Below are 11136 nucleotides of genomic sequence, written 5' to 3' on the forward strand. Positions count from 1 at the left end.
CGTGACGTACCCCTGACCCACTGACACCCGTTTTATGTTTTTGCATTATTCTCCTTTCTGGCTCAAGCTCCTGTATAGCTCCTACCTCTGGCGGGTACCTACGCAGGAAAAAAAGCTCTACCTGACGTTCGACGACGGCCCCATTCCGGACGTGACGGAGTTTGTGCTCGATACCCTGCAGCAGTTCAAAGCCCACGCTACGTTTTTTTGCATCGGGGACAATGTGCGCAAGTACCCGGCCATATTTGAAAAAATTTTACAGGGAAGACACTCCGTGGGCAACCACACCTACAACCACCTCAACGGCTGGAAAACCAACGACGAAACCTACCTGGCCAACATCGACCAGTGTACCCGGCAGCTCAACACCCACACCACCCTGTTCCGGCCGCCCTACGGCCGTATCAAACCCAGCCAGGCCAAAGCCGTGAGCATCGACAAAAAAATTGTGATGTGGGACGTCCTCAGCGGCGACTACTCGCCGGACGTGTCGCCGGAGAAGTGCCTGCGGAAAACCATCCGCTACGCCAAAAAGGGCTCCATCATTTTGTTTCACGACAGCCTGAAGGCCCAGCACAACCTCCGCTACGCGCTGCCCAGGGTACTTGGGCATTTCGGTGCCGCCGGGTACCAGTTTGAGGTACTTCCCATGTGGTAGTTTTGGGCCAAAAGTACTTTATCTGCATCTTTGGGCAAATTAACGCGCTTTGGAAGAAACCATTCAGGTAAGTATACTGGTAGCAGCCCGCAACGAGGAGGCCAACATTGAGCGCTGTCTGCGCGCGCTGGCCGCGCTTAAGTACCCCACTTACCAGCTCGAAATCCTGCTCGGCGACGACCACTCCACCGACCGCACGGGTACCTTGGCGCAAGCTTTCATCGCCGACAAACCCCAGTTTCGCTACGTGCGTATCAGCCACCAGCTACCCGGCCTGCACGGCAAGGCCAACGTGCTGGCGCAGCTGGGCCAGCGGGCCCGCGGCAAGTACCTGCTCTTCTGCGACGCCGACATCGCCGTGCCACCCGGCTGGGTGGAAGCGCTGCTGGGGTACTTTACGCCCGATACCGTCGGGGTGGTGGTGGGGCTTACGCGCATAAGGCCCACCAGCTTGTTGGCTGATTTCCAGTCTATCGAGTGGCTCCTGGCGCTGGGTGGGATGCGGTTGCTCTCCCTCCTGACTATCCCCACCACCGGCATGGGCAACAACATGGCCGTGACCAGCGAGGCCTACCGGGCCGTGGGCGGCTACGAAACGCTGGGGTTTTCCATCGTGGAAGACTACGCGCTTTACCGGGCCATCATCGAGCGTGGGTATGCGTTCCGGCAGGCGTACGCGCCGGAGGTAATTGCCGAGTCGGAGCCGGTACCTACCCTACCCGAACTCCTGCGGCAGCGCAAACGTTGGGTAAAAGGAGCCATGCAAAGCCAGTGGTTTTTGCGGCTGAACTTTCTAGGCGCGGCTTTATTTTTGCCCATACTTATGCTGCTGCTGGTTTGGAATCCCTGGTTAGGTACCTGTCTGGCGGCGGCGCACTACCTGTTGCTCACGGCCACAAGTACCTTGGGCTTAATCCTGCTACGGCAGCGGGATCTTGGGAAAACGCTCCCCTTTTTTTGGTTTTATTTTGTCATAAATAGCACCCTGATGTTGCTCAACTACCTCCGACCCTCCCCCACCGTTTGGAAGGGTCGGGAGTACGTTTAAAGTACCTTTGAAAAATAATGATCGAAACGCACGCGCACATTTACGACGAACAGTTTGAGCCCGAACGCGACGCCATGCTCAGCCGCGCCTGGCAGCGGGGCATCGAGCAGATCTGGATGCCCAACTGCGACCACACCACCGTGAATGGCATGATGCAGCTCGCCGACAAGTACCCCGGCCGCTGCCTGCCCATGATGGGTCTGCACCCCTGCTACGTGCAGGCAGATTTTGAAAAAGAACTCCAGCTGGTGGAAGACTGGCTCGGGAAGTACCCCTTCCTGGCCGTGGGCGAAATTGGCCTGGATCTTTTTTGGGATAAAACCTTCCGGGCGCAGCAAGAGGAAGCTTTTCTGATCCAATGCGGCCTGGCGCGCCAGCACAACCTCTGGATCGACATCCACAGCCGCAACGCCTTCTGGGAAACGATAGCGCTCATTGAGCAGTTTGCCGACCCGGCCCTGACGGGTATTTTCCACTGCTTCACGGGTACTTTAGAAGAAGCCCAAAAGGCCATCGAGCTGGGTTTCAAGCTGGGCATTGGCGGGGTAGCTACCTTCAAAAACGGCGGGCTCGACCAGGTACTTCCGCACGTGGCGCTGGAACAGCTCGTGCTCGAAACCGACAGTCCCTACCTGGCTCCGGTACCCTACCGCGGCAAACGCAACGAGCCCGCCTACCTGGATCTGGTGGCGCAGCGCGTGGGCGACCTGATGCAGGTACCCAAGGAACAGGTCATGGCCACAACTACCCAAACGGCCCGGTCGCTCGTGGGGCCGAAGGTACTTTCAGCCAGCTAGGTACTTGGCAAGAGGTACTTTGGCTTTAACACTATTGCATTTTTGGTTATGAACTACAAAACGGTACGCATCAACCCCGTGTCGCCCGCCCCCGGCCGGGCTTCGGTGCTGGTGATTTATACGGGAGGTACCTTAGGGATGCGGTACGAAACCCAGGGCAAGCAGCTGGTCCCTTTTGAGTTTGAGCACATCATCGAGCGGGTACCCGAGGTGCAGCGGCTCGACTTCGAGATTACGTTCCTGACCCTGCCCGAGCCCATCGACTCTTCCAACATGAAGCCCGCGATCTGGCTGGAGCTGGCCCGCATCATCCACGTCCACTACGCGCAGTACGACAGCTTCGTGATCCTGCACGGCACCGACACCATGGCCTACACGGCCTCCGCCCTAAGCTACCTGCTCGAAGGCCTCAGCAAGCCCGTGATCCTCACCGGGGCCCAACTACCCATCGGCGTGGCCCGCTCCGACGCCCGCGAGAACTTCATCACGGCCCTGGAGATTGCCGCCGACACGCACCCCAATGGCACGCCCATCGTGAGCGAAGTGTGTATTTATTTCAACTCCAGGCTCCTGCGCGGCAACCGCGCCAAAAAACAGGAGAGCTCCGACTTCGACGCTTTTCAGTCCGAAAACTACCCCGCCCTGGCCAACGCGGGCGTCCGGATCGATTACAACTGGCCTTACCTCCAGCCCTACCCGGCGGGTACTTTGCTCCGGCTCCATGCCCAGCTCGACCCCAACGTTACGTTCCTGAAGCTCTTTCCGGGCATTTGTCGGCAGGTGGTGCGCTCCATCCTGCGCATCGAGGGCCTGCGGGGCGTGGTGCTCGAAACCTTCGGAGCCGGCAACGCCCCCACCGACGCCTGGTTTCTGGAAGAAATCCGGCTGGCCCTGGAGCGCGGCCTGCTGCTCTTCAACGTGTCGCAGTGCAACGGGGGCCGCGTGACGCAGGGCCAGTACCAAACCAGCAAGTACCTCCAGGAAATTGGCGTGGTGAGCGGCACCGATATTACGGCCGAAGCGGCCATTACCAAAATGATGTATGTCTTTGGTAACGAGCCCGATCACCACCAGCACGCCCAGTTGCTGGGTACTTCGCTACGCGGAGAAATGAGTCATTGATTTGCAGAAGCACTAAATTACGTTATCTTTGCACCCGCTTCCCCAAACAGAGAGGTGCCCGAGTGGTTGAAGGGGCACGCCTGGAAAGCGTGTATACGGGTAACCGTATCGAGGGTTCGAATCCCTTCCTCTCTGCAAAATGCCTTTAAAAGCCCGCTATACGCACAGTATAGCGGGTTTTTAGCATTTAATGTATCCTATTTTGTACCTTAGGGTTAATAATTGGTGTATCCTAATTCAGAAAATAATAAATATGAGAATTTTAAGTGAGTACGAAAAAAAACTTTGCAATAAAATTTTAGGAGGAAGTACTGATAATAATTTTCTTGCAAACGTTATTGATAGCGATTTAGATGGCAGTAAAATTGAAATAAATAAACAAATAAAACAGTAACAATATACTTTGATCATGGGACAGAAGAAAACATTCCTATATTTGATCTAGTCAGGGTACATGATGTTTTAAAGGTCATTGTTACTGCAATAAAACTTATTAAAGATCTAGAAAAAGAGTCTCTTTTAATTTTATACTCTAACTCCCAATTTGATAATACCTTCACTTTTGGTCCAGGATCAGACATTATAAACTTTTTGGGGTATGATATACCTGATATTGATATTTCCAATAACCTAATTGATCTTTGCACCAAAAACATAATTGTAACTGATGAATTTAGAAGATTTGTAAAAAGTGGATACATAGCGCGTGATGAACAAAGGTTCACGAAACAAATAAAAACATCTATTAAATCACTCACAATATCAACTTTCGCTTTATTATTGTCAGTTGGGTTTAATGTATATAATACGTACCAAAATTTAAAGGAGAAACCTAATATTACTACTTTAGAAAAAAAACAAATAGACACATTAGTACACCATCTTCAACTACTTCAACAAAGTTTAGATAGTCTTAAAGAAGCATCTACGAAAAAGGAGCATATTCAAAGTCAAGTATATAAAGAGCAAAAAAACCAAGACCAAGTAAATCCAAATAGATTTATTAAAAAATAAGTACGCCTGTAAATATTTTTTAAAGGACATAACATTTTTTGCCCTTTATGCCTCCCTAAACCCCTTCTATAAGGAGGTGGTTTCATGGATTGATCGCACGTCAATATATATTTATGGCAATACCTTTTGAAGAATCTTTTTATGCCTATATTAAGTATCTATTAAAATAAAAGCACTTATAAAATGAAAATTGAAGAAAAAAAGAAGGGTATAATTGGCCTCCTCCTTTGGCTAATTATTTTCGGGGTTGGACTCGCCATTTACGCCCTTTTTTTCAAAAAATATGATATTCTTGTTAGCTCATTGGCTTTAATTATCTCTACAATATCTGCATCATTTGCCTACGAAGTAATTTTTCGAGATGCAATTAATAAATTACCTCATGTAATAGTTGAATTTGATGGAGAAAGCAGGTATCAAATTTGGCAATTAGTTTTTAAAAACATAGGTGGAAGTACGGCTTATAATATAAGATTATCTTGGCACAAATCATAATACATTACTACCATTATTCAACCTTTAAATAATGAAAATGAAGTAATTTCAATTCATAAAGAAGAATTATTCAATAGAATAATTTGCTTAGAAAAAGGAGCTAATCATTATATTTGGATCGATACAATGAAACAATTCTATGAACGGAATAGTCCTGCAAATTTTATCGCAAGGATTTCTTTCGATGATCATCCATTTAATGGAACTACTAGATATATAGATATACCATTATCAGTAGAAGAACATCGTAGAACCTTGTATCATACAAACGAAAAGACATATACTGATTTTAAATTCCAGAAAATACCAAAAATCCTTGAGGATATAGTTAAAGAGCTAAAAAGAATTAACAAAGATTCATAACGGTATTATTGATCCGTGAGTTAGTTTATAAAGCCTCCCCGTGCGGCGTCCGCTCCTGGAAGGAGGGACTGAGTGAGCGGACGCCGCGCGGGTGTAAAGAGCACAAAACTCACATCCCTAAGAAAAATATTTACAGACTTACTCACTCATCAATAAAGGGAAAGCCATCAAGATTTTTACAAGCTGATTTAAGAATTAATAACTAATTATCACTTTTTATTGATGTGTGAGTAAACCTGTAATTGTTTTCCCACTTTAGAGGCCATAAGCCCTTTACACTCGGTAAGGAAAGCCACCCCCTTAGTCCCTACGTAGGCAATAGGCTTTCCCTCTAAAAAGAAAGTTTCACAAATTAATTAATGCAGAAACAACTTAACATTCGCATATTATAATGAACATTCAAGCTCATGGAACTTTCATTATTGCTATTATTTGTCGAGATGGCATTTTAATGGCCTCAGATTCAAGGTCCGCTTTCACCTTGGATCATGATGAATTAAACGAATTTGGAAGAAAAAAACATACAGTTTATGCCTATTATGATAATTCCAAAAAAATATTTCCTATTGGTAATTTTCAAATCGGCTTCATCGGGGTCTCTATGATGGGGAATAAATATTTCAGTGAAATAACTAGCGACTTTTCTAAAAAACAAAAAGACTTGTTTTATGCAGAAGAAACCTTTGAACACTTTATAAACTATTTGAAAAACGATTTAAATATTGCTGAAAATACAATTTACGATGAGAACCAATACATTATTGCTGGTTACGAAAATGAATGTCCTGTAATTTTTGGACATGCTTATACAGGAGCAGTAAAAAATATACAAATTGGTGGTGCCATATACTCCGATTTAGATTTTAAGCCTTTTTTAACGAAACCAAATGATGTTGGACTTTATTGCAAGGATTTAGCGCCCTATTTGGAAGCTAATATTCGCAAATATGCAATCTATAAAAATGACAACATGATTGGCGGTCCTTTTTATATAATTCAAATCAATCCAGATAACTCGACAACTACAATTAAACAATTTAAACCTTACTACCATAAAACCTACAAAGAAATGGCAGAATTAATATTTAGAAATGAAATTAAAATGACTTACTTATTTCAAAACTCTAAAGAATTACTTTTTAATACTTTAATAGAAGGAATAAAACTCGGATATTAATCAGGCGAGTATAATACATAGTGATCACTGAGGTAGACTATAACACTATTGGCTTATAAATTATTCTTTTTAATTTCTGGATGTAAAAACACCTTATAGTTCTTATCAAACTTATTCATATTAACAATATACTATTACTATTTAGAAACACCCCTGTTTTAAGATGGTTCTAAATCATCTCAATGAAGCTAACTTTTGTAGTTTTATGATTGGGATACTGAATAACAAATAGCCGCAATTCCCCTTTTTCATCCGGCACCAAATACCAGGGTACCATCAAATTCCGACGTATATAGATAGGGATTCGGCGGTTCTTCCACCGGGTTTGATGGGTCATAATACGGGTAAAGGCCGCTTCTCCGGCCTGCTTTCCTGCTTCCATTGCTGGGCCATGGATTAAAAAAGTGTCACTCTGATTCCCTCTCTCCTACTTGAAATTAACCTTATTCCCAGTAGGTACTTTTGAAGTAACAAAAGCTTGCTCTTTGGTTCGGAGTGACACGTCCATTTGCAGTTGATGCCCCTTCTCCTTCTCTACCAGTCGATGGCCGGAATGATGCTGCCTGAATGCAACTCCAGGCGCACCAAGATACTTTCGTTAGGCTTTCAACGGTTATTCAATCTACTCAGAGCTCCACGCCGAGTAATTTTTGGCCTAGTTCATGCAAGGCGGTTTCTATTTTCTTCACCTGGGCCGGGCGAGGCTGTTTTAGCCCTGAGGCGTAATGTTGTAGCTGTTTACGGTTGATACCCGTTAGGCGCGCTACGCCGGAATAGGGAATTATGTCTTTCAGCTCGTGCAGCAGAGCAGAAACATCCAGTTTAAACTCCAATTCATAGTCTCTTTTGAAGGTATCAGGGATTGGATCGCCGTCCGCTAAGCTACCTTCTACGTGCAGAGCCACCGCTTCGGCTATATTATCCTTAATGGCTTCAAAAGTAGCACCCGTCGATATACATCCGGGCAATTCAGGGAGGTAGGCGTTGTAATTCTTGCCTGTATGTGAAATAATTACCAAGCTCTTTTCCATAATGTTTTAAAGGAATACGAAGTCTATTTCAAATCTGCCTGTTTCAAGATAGAAGCTACCACAAAGTGATCCAGTTCGTGATTTTTTCCATGATCCGGTACTGTCACTTTCCCTGGCTTCGTCTGGTGGCTGTACTGCCTGTGGCTACCGCGCTGGTTTTTAAGGTACCAACCGTCCGCCTCCAGCATTTTGATAATATCTTTTACTTTTTTTCTCATCGAAGCGTCTTCATGCTCGCTGTACAAAGATAGCCAATTGGCTATCTTTTAAGATAAACAATGTTATTTTTTATTCCACTTTTCTTAAATAGGCGCCTGATGGGTAAGGGGAAATTGGTCAGGTACGCCAGCTGCCCTTGTCCTATTCAACTACCCTCCCACGCCCGCCGCCGCCATCAGGTACTCGCCGTAGGCCGTTAACTGGTCGAGGATGGGCAGGGCGCGCTGGGCTTTTGCGGTGAGCGCGTACTCTACGCGAGGAGGCTTTTCGCGGTAGAGGGTGCGGGTAATCATGCCCTTTTTCTCCAGCTCACGCAGCTGGGTATTAAGCATTTTGTGGGAGATGTGAGGAATGCGCTCCTTCAAGTCGCCGTAGCGAACGGGGCCGTGGCGGAGGCTCAGCAGGATGGGGATTTTCCAGGTACCTCCCAGGTGGGCCATGGCAAATTCCACGGGGCTGTAGTAAAGCCGGTGTTCGTGTCGGAAATCTTTCATGCGCTAAAATTACCCGTTGATTAATCACCAAAGTACCCCCGGCGGAAGAAAATACAACGACTTGCGTCCGCTACCTTTTATCCTTTTTGGGCAGCACCTTTCTCAATCCGGGATCATCCAACATGTGTTGCAGTCGTTTGTGATCCGGGTAGGGTATTTGAAAGCCCGGTTTATCGAGGACCGAGGGATCTCCAGCCTTGAGGTACGCCTCCACATTTTCCGTCTGGATCAACCTGATTTCGTGTTCTTTCCGCATGATCTTATGGTCATTCTTCGTATGCTTCTTATAACTGTTCAATAGTGCGCATATGAAAAAGAGCGCAGCGAATCGGAGCCCCCACCGGGTACCTGTCCTGTCCCCAAGTACCTCCGGCGCGCGAAGCACAAACCAGGTATTGGCCGCCAGACCCAACAAAAGAAAGTCGGTATAACGGGGAGGTAAGTGGAGAAGATTATGGCCCCGGCCGTAAGCCAGAGCCATCCCTTGCATGGCTGTCCATACCAAACACCCCAGCATCAACAGATCCGTTTTTCCCATGAGTCGACGCCCCAAAAGCATAGGAAGTGCTACCAAAGCGGGTAGCCACATAACACCATAGCGCAGGTTGTCTTCGCTAAAAGGCCAGGCCATCACCCGGATGACCGCTTCCATGAATTCCGTGGCGTTTTCAGCGCGCAAGGCTTGGTGGCCCATGTTATAGGGCATGGTCCAGTACGCCAAGGCTGCCATCAAAACGAGCAGCAAGATGAACCCCATCGATTTGAAAGTCATTTGGCGCTGCACCAAGGCCCTTGACCCATACACCGCCGCCACGGCGAGCGGGGTCAGCAGGCCGGAAGCGAGGGTCAGCATGCTCAGCAAAGAGAGACCCAGGATAAGAAAAATCGACCAGCCTTGGTCAGGCCGGTGGACCGCCAGCGCCAGGGAAGAAAGGGTAAAGACCTGAATGAAATAAAACTGGCTCTGAAAACCAATGAGGATATTCTCCCACGAAAAGGGCAGCGAGGCTCCGGCCAGGATAACCGCCACCAGCAGCCATCGCACACCCTGAATCTCGCCCTCCTTGTAGAGTAGCCAAAGCAAAAGTAGGGGTGTGACGGCACTCAGCGGAATATTGAGGCGGGCTTCGTACAAATTATTCCATGAACCGCTCAGCTCGAAGCAGAGAAGGGTCAGCAAACGGGTGGGTAGTATACGGTGCTCATTATGGGCGGCCCACAGATCAGACAAACGCAAAGTACCCTCGGTCCAGGGCTTTAGTAATTTTGCCCATTCGGCATCCCACTGATCCCAAAAGGGAAGCGCCACGGCATACTGCTCGACATAATACCAGCGCGAAACGACAATGATCGACGCTCCGAAAATAAACAGAAAAATCCACTTCGGTTTCGTCCCTGCGGGCTGTCCCTGGGTCGTAGTAGCAGGCGTAATGGGTTTGGGGCGGCGCTGACTTTCGGGTCGCAAATCTTTCATTTTCTAAAATATACCGCTGATAACCAGTAAAGTACCTCCTTTTCGCTTTATCGGCAAAAAAGTATATAAAGAGAAAGGAAGGCGCGAATCTACTAGCTTTGTGCCAAACTTCCCCTTCACTACCTATGCACCCCAAAGAATGGATGACCATCCCGGTACTACCCTGCCTTTCGCTCGACGAAACGCTGGCCTTCTGGCAAACATTAGGCTACCAAGTGACTTACCACCAAAAGAGCCCGTATCCGTACGGCGTCGTAGAGCAAGGTGGCTATGCGCTGCACTTTAGGCGGGTGAAAGGTCTGAATCCGGCCCAATCAAACAGCGGCTGCCTGGTGATGGTTACGGATGTGGAGCGGGTGCACCAGGACTTCTCGCAGCGTCTGCGCGCGCAACTGGGCAAGGTATCTAGCACGGGCCTGCCGAGGCTATCGCGCATGAGGCCGGGACAGAGCCGCTTTACCGTTACCGACCCGGCTGGCAACTACGTGATCTTCATTAACCTCGGCGAGCAGGATACAAAGACCTACCAGGAAGCCGACCATCCGAACCTCAGCCCGCTGCAAAAGGCCATCGCCGTGGCGGTACGCCTGCGGGATTTCAAAAATGATGATCCCGCTGCCGCCAAGACACTCGATGTCGCGCTTCGGCGCGCCCACGACGAAAGCCGGGTAGATACCGCCCAGGCGCTGCTCATGAGGGCCGAATTAGCCCTCCAGCTGGGCGATCTGGAGCGTGAACACACCTGCCAGGCCGAGCTCCGCACCCTCCGTCTAAACCCGGACGAAAAGTACCTTTTACAGCATAAACCGGACCTGGCTCCGCTTCTAGCCAAGTACCTACCGGAGTAAGACGTTTAATCAGGCCCGGGCCATTTACAACCTTTGGCTCTTTAAATGACTCCTTGAAAAAAAATGAAGCCATGAAACGATTGGTCCTGGCCCTACTCCTACTGGGCAGCCTAGCTGCCTGCCGCCTTTTTGAGGCTGAGCCCAAAGAACAGGCTGCTATCATTGAGTACTACGACTACTCCAAGTGCGGCTTCTGCGGAGGGTGGTTTGTCAAAGTGGGTGAAGCGCGTTACCGCGCCGAAGTACCTCCTCCCTACGACCAAAATAATACGCTGGTCTGGATTCGGTACCGGCCCGATGAGCGGCCAAGAGCATGGATTTGCGGGGAAATTTAGTGCAGAAAATAGTATGCTTTGTAGACAAAGAAGGAGTAATTTGTATTCATAAACATCTTTC

The 11136-nt window shown here is 48.2% G+C and carries 15 protein-coding genes and 1 tRNA gene; 12 read left to right on the plus strand and 4 right to left on the minus strand.

Annotated elements, in window-relative coordinates; translation table 11 throughout:
* The first annotated feature begins 34 nt into the window (after positions 1–34).
* The 10 genes from HNQ92_RS07435 to HNQ92_RS07480 all read left to right on the plus strand — a co-directional run bounded on the left by HNQ92_RS07435 (position 35) and on the right by HNQ92_RS07480 (position 6674).
* Positions 35–658: a polysaccharide deacetylase family protein gene (locus HNQ92_RS07435; protein WP_184172725.1), complete on the plus strand. Its 624-nt coding sequence runs from the start codon at positions 35–37 to the stop codon at positions 656–658.
* A gap of 49 nt (positions 659–707) precedes the next feature.
* Positions 708–1706, plus strand: coding sequence for a glycosyltransferase (locus tag HNQ92_RS07440; RefSeq protein ID WP_184172727.1), 999 nt, complete (start codon positions 708–710; stop codon positions 1704–1706).
* A 17-nt stretch (positions 1707–1723) separates the two neighbouring features.
* A complete protein-coding gene (locus HNQ92_RS07445; RefSeq protein ID WP_184172729.1) occupies positions 1724–2503 on the plus strand; it encodes a TatD family hydrolase in 780 nt (259 codons plus the stop codon).
* A 48-nt stretch (positions 2504–2551) separates the two neighbouring features.
* The gene (locus HNQ92_RS07450) at positions 2552–3625 is read left to right on the plus strand and encodes an asparaginase (protein ID WP_184172731.1); all 1074 of its coding nucleotides are present in this window, start codon (positions 2552–2554) and stop codon (positions 3623–3625) included.
* A 48-nt stretch (positions 3626–3673) separates the two neighbouring features.
* A tRNA-Ser gene (locus HNQ92_RS07455) sits at positions 3674–3760 on the plus strand.
* Positions 3761–3878: 118 nt separating this feature from the next.
* Positions 3879–4019, plus strand: a complete 141-nt coding sequence (locus HNQ92_RS07460) for a hypothetical protein (RefSeq protein ID WP_184172733.1) — start codon at positions 3879–3881, stop codon at positions 4017–4019.
* Between the two features lie 197 nt (positions 4020–4216).
* A complete protein-coding gene (locus HNQ92_RS07465; protein WP_184172735.1) occupies positions 4217–4639 on the plus strand; it encodes a hypothetical protein in 423 nt (140 codons plus the stop codon).
* Positions 4640–4822: 183 nt separating this feature from the next.
* A complete protein-coding gene (locus HNQ92_RS07470) occupies positions 4823–5134 on the plus strand; it encodes a hypothetical protein (RefSeq protein WP_184172737.1) in 312 nt (103 codons plus the stop codon).
* Between the two features lie 126 nt (positions 5135–5260).
* The gene (locus HNQ92_RS07475) at positions 5261–5497 is read left to right on the plus strand and encodes a hypothetical protein (protein WP_184172739.1); all 237 of its coding nucleotides are present in this window, start codon (positions 5261–5263) and stop codon (positions 5495–5497) included.
* Between the two features lie 391 nt (positions 5498–5888).
* Positions 5889–6674: an Ntn hydrolase family protein gene (locus tag HNQ92_RS07480; RefSeq protein WP_184172741.1), complete on the plus strand. Its 786-nt coding sequence runs from the start codon at positions 5889–5891 to the stop codon at positions 6672–6674.
* Positions 6675–7300: 626 nt separating this feature from the next.
* On the opposite strand, the gene HNQ92_RS07485 is transcribed toward HNQ92_RS07480, so the two are convergent.
* From HNQ92_RS07485 to HNQ92_RS07500, 4 genes are all read right to left on the minus strand, one after another.
* Positions 7301–7705 (minus strand): type II toxin-antitoxin system HicB family antitoxin, encoded by a 405-nt coding sequence (locus HNQ92_RS07485; RefSeq protein WP_184172743.1) that lies wholly within the window; start codon positions 7703–7705, stop codon positions 7301–7303.
* Positions 7706–7728: 23 nt separating this feature from the next.
* Complete coding sequence (locus tag HNQ92_RS07490; RefSeq protein ID WP_184172745.1) at positions 7729–7923, minus strand: type II toxin-antitoxin system HicA family toxin; 195 nt, start codon at positions 7921–7923, stop codon at positions 7729–7731.
* A gap of 150 nt (positions 7924–8073) precedes the next feature.
* A complete protein-coding gene (locus HNQ92_RS07495; protein ID WP_184172747.1) occupies positions 8074–8418 on the minus strand; it encodes a winged helix-turn-helix transcriptional regulator in 345 nt (114 codons plus the stop codon).
* A gap of 70 nt (positions 8419–8488) precedes the next feature.
* Positions 8489–9892, minus strand: a complete 1404-nt coding sequence (locus HNQ92_RS07500; protein ID WP_184172749.1) for a hypothetical protein — start codon at positions 9890–9892, stop codon at positions 8489–8491.
* Positions 9893–10017: 125 nt separating this feature from the next.
* On the opposite strand from HNQ92_RS07500, the gene HNQ92_RS07505 reads away from it, so the two are divergent.
* The gene (locus HNQ92_RS07505; protein WP_221307401.1) at positions 10018–10740 is read left to right on the plus strand and encodes a VOC family protein; all 723 of its coding nucleotides are present in this window, start codon (positions 10018–10020) and stop codon (positions 10738–10740) included.
* 71 nt (positions 10741–10811) lie between these two features.
* Positions 10812–11075: a hypothetical protein gene (locus HNQ92_RS07510; protein ID WP_184172751.1), complete on the plus strand. Its 264-nt coding sequence runs from the start codon at positions 10812–10814 to the stop codon at positions 11073–11075.
* The last annotated feature ends 61 nt before the right edge of the window (positions 11076–11136 follow it).

This window comes from Rhabdobacter roseus, assembly GCF_014202275.1.
GTDB classification, from domain to species: domain Bacteria; phylum Bacteroidota; class Bacteroidia; order Cytophagales; family Spirosomataceae; genus Rhabdobacter; species Rhabdobacter roseus.

Bases quoted from the DNA above. Each gene is read 5' to 3' on its own strand.
- HNQ92_RS07435 (WP_184172725.1), top strand. From the start codon at position 35: ATGTTTTTGCATTATTCTCCTTTCTGGCTCAAGCTCCTGTATAGCTCC.
- HNQ92_RS07445 (WP_184172729.1), top strand. From the start codon at position 1,724: ATGATCGAAACGCACGCGCACATTTACGACGAACAGTTTGAGCCCGAA.
- HNQ92_RS07450 (WP_184172731.1), top strand. From the start codon at position 2,552: ATGAACTACAAAACGGTACGCATCAACCCCGTGTCGCCCGCCCCCGGC.
- HNQ92_RS07460 (WP_184172733.1), top strand. From the start codon at position 3,879: ATGAGAATTTTAAGTGAGTACGAAAAAAAACTTTGCAATAAAATTTTA.
- HNQ92_RS07470 (WP_184172737.1), top strand. From the start codon at position 4,823: ATGAAAATTGAAGAAAAAAAGAAGGGTATAATTGGCCTCCTCCTTTGG.
- HNQ92_RS07475 (WP_184172739.1), top strand. From the start codon at position 5,261: ATGAAACAATTCTATGAACGGAATAGTCCTGCAAATTTTATCGCAAGG.
- HNQ92_RS07480 (WP_184172741.1), top strand. From the start codon at position 5,889: ATGAACATTCAAGCTCATGGAACTTTCATTATTGCTATTATTTGTCGA.
- HNQ92_RS07485 (WP_184172743.1), bottom strand. From the start codon at position 7,705: ATGGAAAAGAGCTTGGTAATTATTTCACATACAGGCAAGAATTACAAC.
- HNQ92_RS07490 (WP_184172745.1), bottom strand. From the start codon at position 7,923: ATGAGAAAAAAAGTAAAAGATATTATCAAAATGCTGGAGGCGGACGGT.
- HNQ92_RS07495 (WP_184172747.1), bottom strand. From the start codon at position 8,418: ATGAAAGATTTCCGACACGAACACCGGCTTTACTACAGCCCCGTGGAA.
- HNQ92_RS07500 (WP_184172749.1), bottom strand. From the start codon at position 9,892: ATGAAAGATTTGCGACCCGAAAGTCAGCGCCGCCCCAAACCCATTACG.
- HNQ92_RS07505 (WP_221307401.1), top strand. From the start codon at position 10,018: ATGCACCCCAAAGAATGGATGACCATCCCGGTACTACCCTGCCTTTCG.
- HNQ92_RS07510 (WP_184172751.1), top strand. From the start codon at position 10,812: ATGAAACGATTGGTCCTGGCCCTACTCCTACTGGGCAGCCTAGCTGCC.